Origin of the sequence: Janthinobacterium aquaticum, assembly GCF_009208565.1 — a bacterium.
Classification (GTDB): Bacteria; Pseudomonadota; Gammaproteobacteria; order Burkholderiales; family Burkholderiaceae_D; genus Janthinobacterium.
On the sequence record NZ_WFLK01000008.1, the window covers coordinates 15,672 to 32,238 of the forward strand.

Consider the following 16,567-nt stretch of genomic DNA (forward strand, 5'->3'; position numbering starts at 1 on the left):
AATACCCATGCGTCGTCTTTACTTTTCCGTTCTTGTTGCCAGCCTGTTTGCCGGCAGCGCCCATGCCGATTTCACTATTCCTGGCTACGAGCTGGTGCATACTTCGCCGGTGGAAACCACGCTGACCAACCCCGACCTGCGCGAGCCGTTGCAAGTCTGGAGCGAGCTGTTCGATGGAGCGAAATCCGAGATCGTGATTGCCCAGTTCTATGCCGTCAGTAAACCTGGCACGGCGTTTGAAAAAGTGCTGGCCAGTCTGACTGCGGCCGGCCAGCGCGGCGTCAAAATCCGCTTCCTGCTCGACCAGAAGGGCGTAGGCCTGTCGGAAGCATCGACCATTGCGCAGCTCAAGGCGATTCCCAACCTCGAGCTGCGCATCATCGACTTCAACAAGGTCACCGGCAACGGCATCGTGCATGCCAAATACCTGGCAGTCGACGGCAAGGTCGCTTATATCGGCAGCCAGAATTTCGACTGGCGCTCGTTCGAGCATATCCATGAGACCGGCCTGAAAATCACCGAGCCGGCGATGGTAGGGCAGGTGCAGGCGATATTCGAGCAGGACTGGCAGGCGCAGGCCCTGACCGCAAAAGGCGAGCCAGCCACCGTGCGCAACAGCACCACCGTGCCGGCCAACTACGCGCAGAATGCCTTTTTGCTGGCCAGCCCGAACGCCTACAATCCGCCTGGCGTGGGCGACTCGCAAAGCGGCCTGCCGGCGCTGTTGGCCGAAGCCAAAAGCGAGGTGCGCATCCAGCTGCTCGACTATGCGCCGCTGTCGTACGGCCCGAACCGCACGCGTCCCTACTATGCGGTGATCGACAATGCCGTGCGCGCAGCCGCCACGCGCGGCGTGAAGATCAAGCTGATGGTGTCGAACTGGAATACCGAAGCGCCGGCGATTGCCTACCTCAAATCGCTGGCGCTGGTGCCGAACGTGGAAATTCGCATCGTTACGCTGCCAGTGGCCTCGACCGGCTTTATTCCGTTTGCCCGCGTGATCCACAGCAAGACCATGAGCATCGATGGCAAGCTGGCCTGGGTCGGCACCAGCAACTGGGCCGGCGGCTATCTTGATTTGTCGCGCAACCTGGAAGTGGTGCTGCGCAGCGAAGCCATGGCGCAGCGCATTGCCGCCCTGCACGAGCAAACCTGGAGTTCGTCTTACGCCCAGCCGATCGATATCAACAAGCCCTATCCGAAACCAGCGAAAGGCACACCGGAATGATGCACAGAAAACTCGCTTGCGCGCTGGCGCTGTCGGCAGCGTTTACCTCCGGCCAGGCGCTGGCCTGGGGCAATGACGGTCACCGCGCCGTCGGCGCCATGGCCGATCAATTGCTCAAGGGCACGCCCGCCCAGGCGCAGGTAGCCGCCTTGCTGCTGCCCGGTGAAAGCCTGGAAAAAATCGCTACCTGGGCCGACTGCGTGAAGGGCACGTATTGCGGTCCGCAAACGCCGGAAATGCTGGCCTATGTGACAGCGAACCCCAAGCACAGCGAGTACCACTACACCGATGTGCCGTTCCAGGATGCCCACTACCACGACCATGGCGTGGGTACGGCCGACGACGATATCGTGCAAACGCTCAAACAGGCGATCCTGGTGCTGCAGGGAAAAGCCGATGCGGCCAGCAATCCGCATGACTTCAGCCAGCGCCAGGCGCTGATCCTGGTCACGCATCTGGTTGGCGATATCCACCAGCCGCTGCACGTGGGCGCCGCCTATGTGGCGAAAGACGGCAGCTATGTGGTGCCAACGAGCCAGGCGCAGATCGACGGCATTGCCATGTTCGATGCGCGCGGCGGCAACAATCTGCTGCTGGACGATGCCGCCATGACTGCAGCGTCCGACGCGGTGATACCGCCGGCGCAGCTTGATGCCAGACCGGACGCCAAACCCGCTGCACTGAAGTCGCCCACCAAACCGTTCCACTCCTACTGGGACAGCACGGTGGTCGATTACGCCATTCGCCGCTCCAGCACCCGCACGCCGCAACAGTTTGCGCAGGCCATGATCGCCGGCGCGCCGGCCGTCATTATCAATACGGGCGAGCCGCTCGGCTGGCCTTACCAGTGGGCCGATGCCTCGCTGGCTGCATCAAAGATCGCCTACGCCGGTGTGGTGGCCGGCCCGGCCTATGAGCAGACCAGCCGCAAAGGCGACGTCTACAAAGTGTGGTCCCTGACGGTGCCGGACAATTACCCGGTACCGAGCTCGGCGCTCGCGCGCCAGCAGCTGACCGAGGCCGGCTATCACCTGACCGCACTGCTGCAGGCGATCTGGCCTACGCCAAAGTAATCGTGATACCCAGCTCGCGATAGGGCGCCAGCAGCACCTCATCAACCTGTTGCGAGGTCACGATATCGCTGACCTCGCTCAGTGGCGCGATCTGGAACGGCGACGCCGTCTGCAGTTTCTCCGGCGACGCCAGCACCGCTGTGCGCGCCGATGCCGCGCACAGCGCACGCTTGACCGCGGCTTCCTCGAAGTCGCCGGTAGTGATGCCGGTCTGCGGATGCAGGCTCGATACCCCCATAAAATACCAGTCGGCCCGGATGCGGCCGATCGCTTCCACCGTGGCCGCGCCCACATTGACAATCGAGTGCTTGTACAGGCGCCCGCCCAGCATCACCACTTCAATCAGCGCATGCTGCACCAGTTCGACCGCAATCGACGGGCTGTGCGTAACCACGGTGGCCTGCAGGTCGCGCGGCAGCTGGCGCGCCAGCTGCACGGCGGTGGTGCCGCCATCGATAAACACCAGCTGGCCCGGCTTGATCATGGCGCCAGCTGCGCGCCCGATGGCGGCCTTGGCGTCCTGCGCCAGCTGTTCGCGGCCCGCAAACGGCGCCAGCGCCGGCGAGGCCGGCAGGACAGGCAACATCGGCAGAGCACCGCCGTGGACGCGCTGCAACAGACCCTCGGCAGCCAGTTCGCGCAGGTCGCGCCGGATCGTGTCTTCCGACAGGCCCAGGCTGGCGCTGAGCGGCTTGGCGACGATCTGGCCTTCGCGTGCCAGCAGATCGAGCAGAAATTGTTTGCGTTGGTGTGTCAGCATATTTTCACGTATTTTCTTGAATTTGCATGATATTGCATAAGTTTGCATGATATAGTCGGCGCACGCAAGCCCAAGGAGACCTTATGCGACAGGAAAACCCGATTGAACGAGTTCGCATCGAGCGCGTCGAAACGCTGTCCGATGACTGGTATGTACTGAAAAAAACCACGTTTGATTATCTGCGCCGCGATGGTCAGTGGCAGACGCAGACGCGCGAGACCTATGACCGCGGCGATGGCGCCACCATCTTGCTGTACAACCGTGAGCGGCGCACGGTGATCCTGATCCGCCAGTTCCGTTTTCCCACCTGGCGCGACGGCCACGATGGCTTCCTGATCGAGGCGGCCGCCGGCTTGCTCGAACAAGCCAGTCCCGAGCAGCGCATCCGCGCCGAAGTAGAAGAGGAAACCGGCTACAAGGTAGGCAAGGTGCACAAGGTATTCGAGGCCTTCATGAGCCCCGGCTCCGTCACCGAACGGCTGCATTTCTTTGTTGCCCAATATGATCCGGCCAGCCGCGTCAGCGATGGCGGCGGCCTGGCGCATGAAGGCGAGGATATCGAAGTATTGGAACTGCCGATCGCGCACGCCATGACCATGGTACAGGACGGGCGCATCTGCGACGGCAAGACCATTATGCTGCTGCAGCATGCACAATTGCATCTGCTGCCGCGCCAGCGTGGCCTGCAGATACTGATTGCCGGGCCCTACCGCTCCGGCACCGGTGACGATCCGCTGCTGATGGCAGCCAATGTGGCGGCCATGGAAGCGCTGTGCCTGCCGCTATACCTGGCCGGCCATCTGCCGGTGCTGGGCGAATGGCTGGCCCTGCCGATGCTGGCGCTGGCCGGATCGCAAGCGGTGGGCGACGCCGTCTACGAGCAACTGTTCCACGCCCATGCCACGCGCCTGCTGGGCCATTGCGATGCGGTGTTGCGGATAGGTGGAGCGTCGGGCGGCGCCGACCTGATGGTAGAGGTAGCGCGCAAGCTGGGCTTGCCGGTGTATTACTCGCTGGAGGAGGTTGCAAAGACGGAGTAGGTCGGATTAGGCCGCGCCGCGCAGGCCCCGGAGAGGCCGTAATCCGACAATATTGTTGGCGCTAGAGGTGTTGTCGGATTACGGCCCGGAGGGCCTAATCCGACCTACGATTTCTCGTCATTGAGGCATTAAGAGATTACCGCGACTTCACAAACGGAATACCAATCGCCTTCGGCGCTACCGACTTGGCCATCAACCCGGCCAGCACGATCACGGTCACCACATACGGCACCATCTGGATCAGCGAGCCGGGGATGCGGCCTACCACCGGCAGGTCGACGCCTTCGATCTGGATCTGGATGGCGGCAAAGAAGCCGAACATCAGGCAGCCCAGGAAGGTATAGACAGGACGCCAGTTGCCGAACACCATCGCCGTCAACGCCAGGTAGCCGGCGCCGGCCGACATGTCGCGCAGGAAAAAGCCGCTTTGCACGATGGCCAGGTATGCCCCCGAGAACGAACACAGAATGCCGGCTACCAGCATCGCCATATAGCGCGTCGCCTCCACGCTGACGCCAGCCGAGTCGGCCGCGTGCGGGTTTTCACCGCAGGCGCGCAGGCGCAGGCCGAAACGCGTGTGGTACAGCAGCCAGTGCACCAGCGGAATCAGCAGGAACGCCACATACACGAGGATCGAGTGGCCGCCGATCAGGTGCGCGTAGACCCAGCCGATAAACGGAATGTTTTCCACATATTGCGTGCCGGGCAGCACCACATCGAACAGGCGCGCGGTGCCCAGGTCGGGCGTGCGGCCGCCTTGCTGGAAGAAAAACTGCGCCAGCACGAACGTCAGGCCGCTCATGGCGATATTGATGGCCATGCCGGCCACCAGCTGATTGCCCTTTTGCGTAATGCTCACATAGGCCTGCAGCAGCGCCAGTGCCACGCACACCACCATGCCGGCAGCCATGCCGTAATACGGATTTTGCGTGGTGTAGGCCACCGCCGCCGAGGCAAAGGCGCTGGCCAGGATCTTGCCTTCCAGGCCGATATCGATCATGCCGCTGCGTTCGGCAAACAGGCCGGCCATGGCGGCAAAGATCAGTACCGGCGCATTGCGCACGGTCGACACCAGGATGCTGGCGAAATGAAAGTCGTCGAGTGTCATGGTTTAGCCTTTGTTACGCTTGAGCAGGGCGGAAATGGCCGGTGCATAGAAGTTTTCCATCGCGCCGCAGAACAGGATGATCAGGCCCTGGATAAAGATAAAGGTCTCGGTTGGAATATTCGGTTTTTCCAGCGACAAATCAAACCCGCCTTGTATCAGCGCACCGAACAGCACGGCCGACAGAAAGATGCCGACCGGATGCTGGCGGCCCATGAGCGCAATGGCAATGCCGATAAAGCCGGCGCCACCGACAAAATTGAGCGACAGATAGTGGGTCGAGCCCATAATCGAGTTGACCGAACCGAGACCGGCCAGAGCGCCGGAAATGAGCATCACGATAATGATCATCTTGCTGATCGATACACCGGCATAGTGCGCGGCGTGCTTGTTCAGGCCGGTGGCGCGCAGCTTGAAGCCCCACGACGAACGCCAGACCATCACGCCGTAGATCACCAGCGCAACGATGGCCAGAATAAAGCTGATATTGAGCGGCGTATCGCCCAGGCCCGGGAACCAGGTATTGAGACGCGGCATTTCTCCGCTCGTCGCAAACACGCGGCTGGCGGTATTCTGTTCGCCCGGCGGGATCAGGTATTTCACGATCACAAAGTTCATCAGGCTGGCCGCGATGAAGTTGAACATGATGGTGGTGACCACGATATGGCTGCCGCGTTTTGCCTGCAGGTAGCCAGGCAGAAAGCCCCATAAGGCGCCAAACAGCGCTGCGCCAATCATGGCCACGGGAATCAGCACCCAGGCCGGCAGGGTCTGGTCGAACGCCAGCATGGCGGCTGTCAGGCCCAGGCCGCCGATATACATCTGGCCTTCGCTGCCGATATTGAACAGGCCGGCCTGCATCGCCACCGATACCGACAGGCCGGTAAAGATAAAGGTGCTGGCGTAGAACAGGGTGTAGCTCAGGCCTTCCGGATTGAGGATGGCGCTGTTGACCAGGATCCCCAGCGATTCGCCCGGGTCTTCGCCGAGCATATAGATAACCAGCGCGGCCACCAGCAGGGCCGACATCAGGTTTAACAAGGGCATGACAAAGGCTGTCGCCCAGCGTGGCAAGTCGTTATTCATGATTTATGCATTCCCCCCATCAACAGACCGATGCGGGTGGTATCGAATTCTTCAATGTTCAGTTCGCCAGTGATGCGTCCGCCGCACATGACCAGGATACGGTCAGCCAGCGCCCGTACTTCTTCCAGTTCCACCGACACCAGCAAAATGGCCACGCCAGCGTCGCGCAGGGCCAGCAGTTGCGTGTGGATGCTTTCGATAGTGCCGATATCGACGCCGCGCGTGGGTTGGCCGACCAGCATCAGCTTGGGCTTGGCCAGCACTTCGCGTGCAATCACCACCTTTTGCTGGTTGCCGCCTGACAGCAGGCCGATGCGCAGGTCCGGATTGGCCGGGCGTACGTCAAACGTTTTCAGCAGTTCGGCGCAGCGCGCGCCGATGGCCTTGAAGTTGAACAGGCCCCAGCGGTTTTTCAGGTGGTCCTGGTAGCCGAGGATGGTGTTTTGCATCACCGAGAAATTTTTCACCACGCCATCGCGCAGGCGGTCTTCCGGAATATGCGCAATACCGAGGTTGCGAAACGTCAATGGCAGGCCGTCGGCGTCATGGCGCTTGCCGAATGGCAGGTCCTTGCCCTGGAAGCGCAGCTTGCCCGAAGTCGGCAGGCGCATGCCCGACAAAATCTCCATCAGCTCGCTCTGGCCATTGCCCGACACACCAGCAATCGCCACGATCTCGCCGGCGCGCAGATTGAAGCCGATATCGGCCAGCAGCTTGACCTGCTGGTCGTCGGCCAGTTGCAGACCATCGACTTCGAGCACGGTCTCGCCCGGATTGTAAGGCGCGCGCGGCAGATGGCTCTGGATCGGTCGGCCCACCATCATGTTGGCCAACTCTTCCTTGGAGGTGCCGGCAGTCGCCACCGCACCGACCACCGTGCCGCCACGCATGACGGTGACGTTGTCGGTGATTTCCAGGATTTCCTGCAATTTATGCGTGATCAGGATAATCGTCTTGCCCTGTTCCTTGAACAGGCGCAGGATTTCAAACAGCGACGCCGTTTCCTGCGCCGTCAGCACGGCCGTTGGCTCGTCGAGGATCAGGATATTGGCGCTGCGGTAAATCTGCTTGAGGATTTCCACGCGTTGCTGCGCGCCGACCGACAGGTCTTCGATCTTGGCCAGCGGGTCGACATCGAGCCGGTAGCGCGCGCAGATGTCGCGCAACTGCGCTTCGGCTTCGGCGCGGTGGCTGGCCAGGCGAAAACCGCCTTCCGTGCCCAGCATGATATTGTCGAGCACGGTGAAGTTTTCGACCAGCATGAAATGCTGGTGCACCATGCCGATACCGAGACTGATGGCTTCCTGGCTGTTGCGGATCGGTTGTACTTTTCCGTCGAGCAGGATTTCTCCGCCATCGGCACGGTAGTAGCCGTACAGGATGCTCATCAGGGTGGATTTGCCGGCGCCGTTCTCGCCCACCAGGCCGTGGATGCTGCCCTTGGCGATGGAGAAACTGACGTCGGTGTTCGCCTTCACATGTCCAAAGTGCTTGGAGATGCTGCGAAATTCTACTGCTGGCTGCATAGGCTCGTTATGGATAGTTTCATGGAAACGCGCCGCACGGAGACTGGCCCCGGCGGCGCGCTTAGAGATACTGTGTGGACTTAGACCGGGCAGCTGCTGCCGACGCGGTAATCGATCACTTTGATCTTGCCGTCGATAATGTCTTTACGCGCACCGAGTACGCGCTTTTCGATTTCCGGCGTAATCAGCTTGCGGTTGTTGGCGTCCAGCGCCCAGTCCACGCCGCCTTCTTTCAGGCCCTTGTAGCTGGTGCCGCCTTTCCAGGTGCCGTTTTTCACTTGCATGAAGCTGTCATAGACGGTGTTGTCGACGCGCTTGACCATGGAAGTGAGGATGCTGCCAGGGTAAAGGTGATTCTGGTTGGAATCGACGCCGATGGCCAGCTTGCCTTTTTCCTTGGCCATCTGCAACGTACCCATGCCGCTGCCGCCGGCCACGGCAAACACCACGTCCACGCCGCGTTCGAATTGCGAGCGGGCCAGTTCGCCGCCCTTGGCCGGGTCGTTCCAGGCGGCCGAGGTGGTGCCGACCATGTTCTGCGTCACTTCCGCTTTCGGATTGACGGCTTTGACGCCTTGCGCGTAACCGCAGGCAAAGTTGCGGATCAGCGGAATATCGATGCCGCCAATGAAACCGACTTTCTTGCTCTTGCTGGCCATGGCTGCAGCCACGCCCACCAGATAGGAGCCTTCTTCTTCCTTGAACACCACCGAGTTGACGTTGGCGCCGGCAGCCTGGCCGTCGATCAGCACGAATTTCACGTTGGGAAATTCCTTGGCAACCTTTTGTACGGCTTGCGTTTGCGCAAAGCCGATGGCGGCAATCATGTCGAGTTTTTTGCGGGCCAGGCCGCGCATGACCTGCTCGGCCTGCGTGTCGCTGGAGGCCTGCACTTCGATAAACGAGATGCCGGTATCTTTCTTGAAGCGCTCTGCGCCTTCGAAAGCGGATTGGTTGAACGACTTGTCGAACTTGCCGCCCGCGTCATACACGACACCCAGCTTAGGGTTTGCCGCGGACGCTTGAGCAGCCAGCAAAGCGGCTGCGATCGTCAAACTAAATTGTGTAAGTTTCATGAATTGGCTCCTGGAAGATCGATATTGTATATTTTTTATAGGAGAAACAAATAATTTGGGGGCGATTTAGCCTGTTTTTCATGCAGCTGCCGATGGTTTCTTGTCAAGCTAGCACTGTAAACCACAAGAACATTGCTGGTCATGAATGCATTTCTGGCCATAGTGTGCTACCGATACAACAACACGCACGCCCCCGTCTTCTGACGTTGGAAGCAATATGCACCATGTCAGAGGTGGAGGCAAATACGTTTTAGCTTGACGATTTATATGTTGAAAATATAAACGAGCTTAAATTCCCGGCTTCAGAATATTGAGGAAGGCGCGCACCACGGGCGCATCATCGAGCGTGGCATAGCTGATATAGAGATTGGCCGAAGGCGGATTGGTCTTGATTGGCAGAAATACCACGCCGGGCCAGCCGATGCGGCTGGTCGTCTCAGGCACCAGCGTCACGCCCAGGCCCACGCCGACCATGGCCAGCAGCGTTTGCGGCTCGTTGGCTTCCTGGAAAATCACCGGTTCGAAGCCGGCGTTGACGCAGCATTGCAGCAGGTAGCGCGGAAAGGCCGACTTGTCGAGCGCCAGCGTCAGCATGGGCTCGTGGGCAATGTCCAGCAGTTCGATGGCGGCCTGCCTGGCCAGCGGGTGGTGTTCGTTGACGGCCACGCAGACGTTTTCCCGGTAGCACAAGTCCTGGCGCAGATTGTGGTGGCGCAGCTCGTCATCGTTCAGGCGCGGCTCGCGCCAGAAGCCCACGTCGATCTGCCTGGCGCGCAGCGCTTCGTACTGCACCGTGGGGCCAAGTTCGTGGATGGTCCAGGTCACGCGTGGAAAACGGGTCTGGAATTGCTCCAGCAGGCTGGGGATGGGGCCCCACATGGCCGAGCCGACGATGCCGACCCGCAAACGGCCCACCTCGCCGCGGTCGATCTGGCGGATGGTGTCGATGGTCATGCGCATCTTCGCCAGCAGCTCGGTCGCTTCGCTCATCAACGCCTTGCCAGCCACGGTCAGCTCGAACGTGCGCGTGGTGCGTGCAAACAGCCGCACGCCCAGTTCGCTTTCCAGTTTCATGATCTGCTGGCTCAGCGGCGGCTGCGAAATATGCAGGCGTTCGGCGGCGCGGCTGAAGCTTTTTTCTTCGGCGACAGCCAGAAAATACTTTAACTGTTTCAGGTCGATCGACATGCGGTCCTTGGCGTTGCCTGGCATATAAGCGCAGGGCGCTGTCTGCCAGGCCGGCCGCCTGTCGTTACAGCAGGCCTATTATCGTGCCGTAACGCCCGGCATGGCAATGGCCAATGCGGCGCCCACGCGCGCATTGTTTTTCACCAGCGCAATATTGGTGGCCAGGCTGCGCCCGTCGGTCAGCTCCTTGATGCGCGAGAGCAGGAACGGCGTCACGCGCTTGCCGCTGATGCCAGCGGCATCGGCTTCCTGCAGCGCCTGGCTGGTAATGGCGTCGATCTCTTCTTTCGGCATGGCCTGGTCGAGCGGCACCGGGTTGCTGACGACCACGCCGCCTTTCAGGCCCAGCTGCCATTTGGTGCTGATAAAGGCGGCCTGTTCGGCTGGCGTATCGAGGCGGAAATCGGCGTTGAAGCCGCTTTCGCGCGTAAAGAACGCCGGGAAACCTTGCTGGCCCACGCTCAGCACCGGCACGCCGTGGGTTTCCAGGTATTCCAGTGTCAGGCCGATATCGAGGATCGACTTGACGCCGGCGCACACTACGGCCACCGAGGTCTGCGCCAGTTCCTGCAAGTCGGCCGAGATATCGAAACTGGTTTCAGCGCCGCGGTGCACGCCGCCCAGGCCGCCCGTAACGAACACCTCGATGCCGGCCAGTTCAGCGCAGATCATGGTGGCAGCCACGGTGGTGGCGCCCAACTTGCCTTGCGACAGCACGAACGGCAGGTCGCGGCGGCTCACTTTCATGGCGTCGGGCGAGGTGCCTAGCAATTCCAGTTGTTCATCGGACAGGCCGATGCAGATCTTGCCGCCAATAATGGCGATGGTGGCCGGCACGGCGCCGCCGTCGCGGATGATCTGCTCGACTTCACGCGCCATGGCAACGTTTTGCGGATACGGCATGCCGTGCGAAATAATTGTCGACTCCAGCGCCACGATGGCCTTGCCGGCGGTGCGTGCGTCCAGCACTTCTTGCGAGAACGAAAGGAAAGATTGGTATTGGGTCATGGTCGGTTCCAGTGATGTATCAAGGTTGGGAGGAGGGCGCCGGCGTGGCCGTGCCGATGGTGTCAAGCAAGCCCGGGCCAACCTGGGGCGAAACGGTTGCGCTCGATGCAATGGTCAGGGCGGCCAGTTGCTGGCCGCGTCGGCAGGCCAGCGCCAGGTCGTCGCTGTCGTGGCACAGCGACCAGCAGACGGCGGCGGAAAAGGCGTCGCCGGCGCCCGTTACGTCCACCACATCGACTGCTTGCGCCGGCAGATGGCCAAAGGCGGCACTATCGGCGTTGGCAAAATACACGCCGTCGGCGCCGCAGGTCACGATCACCTGGGGCGCGCCTTGCTGCTGCACCTGCTGGCAGGCTGCCTGCAGATCGGCGGCAGTGGGCAGGGTGCGCGCCACGCGCGTTTCGAGCTCACCCCGGTTAAGGATCAGCAAATGCAGTCCCGTCAGGTCCTGCGGCAGATGCGCCATTTTCGGTTGCGACACGGCCACGATCACCAGCGGTGCTGCCGGACTGGCAGCGCTGCGTGCATCGGCCAGCAGGGCCGCCACGCTGTCGTGCCCGAGATTGAGGTCGCAGACAGTCAGAGCGGCCTGTGCGCGCTGGGGCTGGCGGCTGTGCAGAAAAGCCGGCGTCAGTTCTTCATAGAGCTGCATATTGGCCATGGCCAGCAGCATTTCGCCGTGCTCGTCGAGTACGGCGGTATAGGTGCCGCTGCTGGTGCCCGCCAGGTGCAGGCTGCCGCGCAGGTCGATACCGGCTTCTTCGGCGTGCGCCTGCAGTGCGTGGCCGGCCGCGTCGTCGCCCAGCGCGGTCAACAGGGCCGTGGGCAGGCCCAGGCGCGCCAGGTTCTCGGCGATATTGCGCGCCACGCCGCCAAACACCTCCTGCGTGCGCACCGGGTTCGAGGTGCCCATCTGCAGGCTGGCCAGCGTGCGCATCTTGCGGTCAAGGTTGGCCGCGCCCAGGCACAGCACCGGGCGGCTGTCGGGCAGCACATAGGCGCGTCCCAGCAGGCGGCGCTCGCGGATCAGGCCGGCGATATGGCCGGCCACGGCCGAGCGCGACAGGCCAAGCTGGTCGGCCAGTTCCTGTTGTGAGATAAACGGATTCTGGCGGATCAGTGCATACAGCTGATCTTTTTTATTGATATCGGTCACGGCCTGCCTGTTTTAAACAATTGTCCGATACTGTAAACATTTGTCTTTATGGTGTCAACAATACGGCGTATGGCGATAACAGGAGGCTTGGTGCTTGCACTATAATGTCGGCCATTTATATCTGGTTTGAATAAATGGGCAAGAAAAATGGTATTTGCTCACCATCTGGCCGTTGATGCATAGTAGCGGCCACCAGTGGCAACACCCGTCTGCCCAGCACGCTTTACCAGACTCCATCACCGAACCTACACGGACACCACAAGGATAACCATGTCGAACAACGCTCCCTTCCACGCCGCCGAAATCATCCGCGCCCGCGTTCCCGCCAACTTCAAGCCGCGCGTGGCGATGATCCTCGGCTCGGGCCTGGGCGTGCTGGCCGAGCAGATGACCGACGCGGTGACCATCGGCTTTGACGAGCTGCCAGGTTTCCCGATCAGCACCGTGCACGGCCACGCCGGCGAACTGGTGGTGGGCACGCTGTCGGGCGTGGCGGTGGTCTGCATGAAGGGCCGCGGCCATTTCTACGAAGGCTACGGCATGGGCGTGATGACCAGCGCCATCCGTACCCTCAAGCTGTTGGGCTGCGAAATGCTGTTCGTGACCAACGCCGCCGGCTCGCTGCGTCCTGAAGTCGATGCCGGCAGCCTGGTGGCCATCAGCGACCATATCAACCTGCTGCCAGGTACGCCGATGGTCGGCCCGAACGACGACCGTTTCGGCCCGCGCTTCTTCAGCATGGCCAATGCCTACGATGCCGACCTGCGCAAGCAGGTGCAGGACACCGCAGCCGCCAACGGCATCACGCTGCATGAAGGCGTGTTTGTCGCTTACCCCGGCCCGAACTTCGAGACCGCCGCCGAGATTCGCATGATGTCGCGCCTGGGCGCCGATACGGTCGGCATGTCGGTGGTGCCGGAAGTGGTGTCGGCCCGCCATTGCGACCTGAAAGTGGTGGGCGTGTCGGTTATCACCAATCTGGCAGAAGGCCTGTCGCCGTTTGCGCTGTCGCACGAGCAGACCCTGAAATACGCCGCCATCGGCGCCAAGGACCTGGTCAAGCTGATCCTGGCCTTCCTGGCTACCGTTGCCGCCAAGCCGCAAGCCTAAGTTTCACTTTGTGCCGCGCGCAAGCCGACTGGCGCTTGCGCGCGGCAGGCCGTTCGTATCTGGCCTACACTGACCGCATTGTGCATTCCGTATTATTCTAAAGCGAGCCTTATCATGTCACGCGCATTTATTCTCCTGCTCGACTCCTTCGGCCTGGGCGCCACGCCCGACGCGGCCAAATACGGCGACGCAGGCGCCAATACCTTTGGCCATATTGCCAGCACTGTCGCCAAAAGCGGCAAGACCTTGAGCCTGCCGAACATGGAACGCCTGGGCCTGGCCGCCGCCGCCCAGCAGGCCAGCGGCGAATGGGCCGCCGGCTTCGAGCAGCGCGACGGCTTTACCGGCGCCTATGGCGCCGCGCGCGAACGCTCGACCGGCAAGGACACCCAGAGCGGCCACTGGGAAATCGCCGGCGTGCCGGTGGAATTCGACTGGGGTTACTTCCCGCGCACCACGCCATCGTTCCCGCAGGACCTGACCGACAAACTCAAAGCCATGTCCGGCGTGCCGGGCTTCCTGGGCGACTGCCACGCGTCGGGCACCGACATTATCAACCTGCACGGCGACGAGCACGTGGCCACCGGCAAGCTCATTATCTATACCTCGGGCGACTCGGTGATGCAGATCGCCGCGCACGAGGAATCGTTTGGCCTTGAGCGCCTGTATGAAGTGTGCGAAATGGCCTTCAAGCTGGTCGAACCGTACAATATCGGCCGCGTGATTGCGCGCCCGTTCAAGGGCAGCAACGGCAACTACACGCGCACCACCAACCGTCACGATTATGCGGTGGCACCACCAAGCAAGACCTTGCTTGACCATGTGAAGAACGCCGGCGGCGAAGTCGTCGGCCTGGGCAAGATCAGCGATATTTTCGCCACCCAGGGCATCTCGCGCGTGGTCAAGGGCGTCGACAATATGGCGCTGTTCGAAGCGCTGCTGAAAACGGCCGATGAAGTGGGCGACAAGTCGCTCACGTTTGTCAACTTCGTCGACTTCGACCAGGCCTACGGCCATCGCCGCAATACCGAAGGCTACGCCGACGCGCTGCGCGAAATGGATGCGCGCCTGCCCGAATTCATGGCCAAGCTCAGGGACGGCGACCTGGTCGTCATCACCGCCGACCATGGCTGCGACCCGACCTGGCACGGCTCGGACCATACCCGCGAACATATCCCGATGATCTTCTTCGGCCCGGGCGTGGCGCCGCGCGCGCTGGGCATCTCGGAAACCTTCTCCGATATCGGCCAGACGCTGGCGCACCATCTGGGCGTGGCGCCGCTGGCCAACGGCCATAACGTGTTGTGAAGGGAGCATCCATGTTTTTAACCCAGGAAATCATCCGCAAGAAACGCGACAATGGTGTGCTGAGCGCCGAGGAAATCGAGTTTTTCGTGCGCGGCATTACCGATGGCAGCGTCAGCGAAGGGCAGATCGCCGCGCTGGGCATGGCTGTGTTTTTCAATGACATGAACATGGACGAGCGCGTGGCCTTTACGCTGGCCATGCGCGATTCGGGCCAGGTGCTCGACTGGCGTGCGCTCAACCTGCCAGGCCCGGTGGTCGACAAGCATTCAACCGGCGGCGTGGGCGATGTGGTTTCCCTGCTGTTGGGCCCCATGATTGCAGCCTGCGGCGGCTATGTGCCGATGATCTCGGGCCGCGGCCTGGGTCACACTGGCGGCACGCTCGACAAATTCGACGCCATTCCCGGCTACAGCACGGTGCCCGACAATGAACTGTTCCGCAAGGTGGTGCAGGACGTGGGCGTGGCCATTATTGGCCAGACGGCGCAACTGGCGCCGGCCGACAAGCGCTTTTACAGCATCCGCGATGTGACCGCCACGGTGGAATCGGTGGCCATGATTACCGGCTCGATCCTGTCGAAAAAGCTGTCGGCCGGGCTCGATGCGCTGGTGATGGACGTGAAAGTGGGCAGCGGCGCTTTTATGCCGACCTACGACAAATCGGTAGAGCTGGCCGAGAGCATCGTCGCGGTGGGCAATGGCGCCGGCATGCAGACTTCGGCCATCCTGACCGACATGAACGAATCGCTGGCGCCGTATGCCGGCAATGCGCTCGAAGTGCGCGGTGCGATGGATTACCTGACCGGCCGCGCGCGCCCGGCACGGTTGCATGAAGTCACGCTGGCGCTGTGCGCCGAAATGCTGGTGCTGGGCGGCCTGGCCGCCACCGAAGAAGAAGCGCGCACCAAGCTGGTGGCGGCGCTCGATTCGGGCGAAGCGGCCGAGCGCTTTGCGCGCATGGTGTCGGCCCTCGGTGGCCCGGCCGACCTGCTCGATCAGCCCGACAAGCACCTGGAGCAGGCGCCGTTCGTGGTGCCGGCGCCAGCATTGAGCGATGGTTACGCCAATGTACGCGACTGCCGCGCCATCGGCTTGGCCGTGGTATCGCTCGGTGGCGGACGCCGTCGCCCCACAGACGAGATCGACTTTGCCGTCGGCCTGACCGAACTGGTGGAACTGGGCGCGCAGGTTGCGAAGGGCCAGCCGCTGGCGATGGTTCACGCACGCACCGAAGCGGCAGCGCAGCAGGCGGTGCGGGAAATCCAGGCCGCGTATGAGATCAGCCCGGTGGCGCTGGCTCCGAATCCGGTGATTTATCGTACCATCCGGCCTTGAATAAGCACGTAGGTCGGATTAGCGGGGCAAAGCCCCGCGTAATCCGACAATATCGCTGACGCCAACAATGTTGTCGGATTAAGGCCAACAATGTTGTCGGATTACGGCTCCGCCTAATCCGACCTACGAACACCTATACATCGAAGCATAAAACATGAACCAACAAGAACTGATCAACGAAGCCAACGCTGCCCGCGAACTGGCCTATGCGCCGTATTCGCGTTTTAAAGTAGGCGCGGCGCTGCTGGCAAAAGACGGCCGTGTATTCCGGGGCTGTAACGTGGAAAATGCCGCCTATGGCCTGTGCAACTGCGCCGAGCGAACGGCGTTTTTCAGCGCCGTGGCGCAGGGCTGCAAGCCGGGCGAGTTTGCCATGCTGGCCGTCACCGGCGACACGGCCGAGCCGATCTCGCCGTGCGGCGCCTGCCGCCAGGTGATCTTCGAACTCGGTGGCGCCGACTTGCCGGTGGTGCTGACCAACCAGAAAAACGACATCATGGCGGTCACGGCCGGCTGGCTGCTGCCGCATGGTTTCGGTAGCTCCGACCTGGACATGAAGTAAAACCGGA

Annotated in this window: 14 protein-coding genes and 1 pseudogene; 7 read left to right on the forward strand and 8 right to left on the reverse strand. The window is 61.7% G+C overall.

All coding sequences use genetic code 11. The features are described from left to right. The first annotated feature begins 7 nt into the window (after window positions 1–7). Window positions 8–1,228: a phospholipase D-like domain-containing protein gene (locus GCM43_RS13920; RefSeq protein WP_152245256.1), complete on the forward strand. Its 1,221-nt coding sequence runs from the start codon at window positions 8–10 to the stop codon at window positions 1,226–1,228. Continuing rightward, window positions 1,228–2,301, forward strand: coding sequence for a S1/P1 nuclease (locus GCM43_RS13925; RefSeq protein ID WP_152245576.1), 1,074 nt, complete (start codon window positions 1,228–1,230; stop codon window positions 2,299–2,301). Before GCM43_RS13920 ends, GCM43_RS13925 begins: the two co-directional genes overlap by 1 nt. Here the strand turns inward: GCM43_RS13925 and GCM43_RS13930 are convergent. After that, window positions 2,288–3,061 (reverse strand): DeoR/GlpR family DNA-binding transcription regulator, encoded by a 774-nt coding sequence (locus tag GCM43_RS13930; RefSeq protein ID WP_152245258.1) that lies wholly within the window; start codon window positions 3,059–3,061, stop codon window positions 2,288–2,290. The genes GCM43_RS13925 and GCM43_RS13930 overlap by 14 nt on opposite strands. Window positions 3,062–3,144: 83 nt before the next feature. Between GCM43_RS13930 and GCM43_RS26155 the strand changes: the two are divergent. Further along, window positions 3,145–3,726: pseudogene (locus tag GCM43_RS26155) on the forward strand (NUDIX domain-containing protein); the annotation flags it as partial. A 511-nt stretch (window positions 3,727–4,237) separates the two neighbouring features. On the opposite strand, the gene GCM43_RS13940 reads toward GCM43_RS26155, so the two are convergent. The 7 genes from GCM43_RS13940 to GCM43_RS13970 form a co-directional block, all read right to left on the reverse strand. Then, a complete protein-coding gene (locus GCM43_RS13940) occupies window positions 4,238–5,209 on the reverse strand; it encodes an ABC transporter permease (protein WP_152245262.1) in 972 nt (323 codons plus the stop codon). 3 nt (window positions 5,210–5,212) lie between these two features. Beyond that, a complete protein-coding gene (locus tag GCM43_RS13945) occupies window positions 5,213–6,292 on the reverse strand; it encodes an ABC transporter permease (protein WP_152245264.1) in 1,080 nt (359 codons plus the stop codon). Beyond that, entirely contained in the window at window positions 6,289–7,818 is a 1,530-nt protein-coding gene (locus tag GCM43_RS13950; RefSeq protein WP_152245266.1) for an ABC transporter ATP-binding protein, read from the reverse strand. Before GCM43_RS13950 ends, GCM43_RS13945 begins: the two co-directional genes overlap by 4 nt. Window positions 7,819–7,898: 80 nt before the next feature. Then, window positions 7,899–8,894, reverse strand: coding sequence for a BMP family lipoprotein (locus tag GCM43_RS13955; RefSeq protein WP_152245268.1), 996 nt, complete (start codon window positions 8,892–8,894; stop codon window positions 7,899–7,901). Between the two features lie 288 nt (window positions 8,895–9,182). Beyond that, window positions 9,183–10,082, reverse strand: a complete 900-nt coding sequence (locus GCM43_RS13960) for a LysR family transcriptional regulator (RefSeq protein WP_152245578.1) — start codon at window positions 10,080–10,082, stop codon at window positions 9,183–9,185. Window positions 10,083–10,160: 78 nt separating this feature from the next. Further along, window positions 10,161–11,090, reverse strand: a complete 930-nt coding sequence (locus tag GCM43_RS13965; RefSeq protein ID WP_152245270.1) for a pseudouridine-5'-phosphate glycosidase — start codon at window positions 11,088–11,090, stop codon at window positions 10,161–10,163. Window positions 11,091–11,109: 19 nt separating this feature from the next. Next, window positions 11,110–12,246, reverse strand: coding sequence for a carbohydrate kinase (locus GCM43_RS13970; protein ID WP_152245272.1), 1,137 nt, complete (start codon window positions 12,244–12,246; stop codon window positions 11,110–11,112). A 270-nt stretch (window positions 12,247–12,516) separates the two neighbouring features. Here GCM43_RS13970 and xapA point away from each other — a divergent pair, with 270 nt between their 5' ends. The 4 genes from xapA to GCM43_RS13990 all read left to right on the forward strand — a co-directional run bounded on the left by xapA (window position 12,517) and on the right by GCM43_RS13990 (window position 16,560). Continuing rightward, complete coding sequence (gene xapA / locus GCM43_RS13975; RefSeq protein WP_152245274.1) at window positions 12,517–13,356, forward strand: xanthosine phosphorylase; 840 nt, start codon at window positions 12,517–12,519, stop codon at window positions 13,354–13,356. Between the two features lie 114 nt (window positions 13,357–13,470). Further along, complete coding sequence (locus GCM43_RS13980) at window positions 13,471–14,664, forward strand: phosphopentomutase (RefSeq protein ID WP_152245276.1); 1,194 nt, start codon at window positions 13,471–13,473, stop codon at window positions 14,662–14,664. 11 nt (window positions 14,665–14,675) lie between these two features. Continuing rightward, complete coding sequence (gene deoA / locus GCM43_RS13985; protein WP_152245278.1) at window positions 14,676–15,998, forward strand: thymidine phosphorylase; 1,323 nt, start codon at window positions 14,676–14,678, stop codon at window positions 15,996–15,998. 154 nt (window positions 15,999–16,152) lie between these two features. Beyond that, window positions 16,153–16,560 carry a cytidine deaminase gene (locus GCM43_RS13990; RefSeq protein ID WP_152245280.1) on the forward strand — a complete coding sequence of 136 codons (408 nt, stop codon included), beginning with the start codon at window positions 16,153–16,155 and terminating at the stop codon, window positions 16,558–16,560. The last annotated feature ends 7 nt before the right edge of the window (window positions 16,561–16,567 follow it).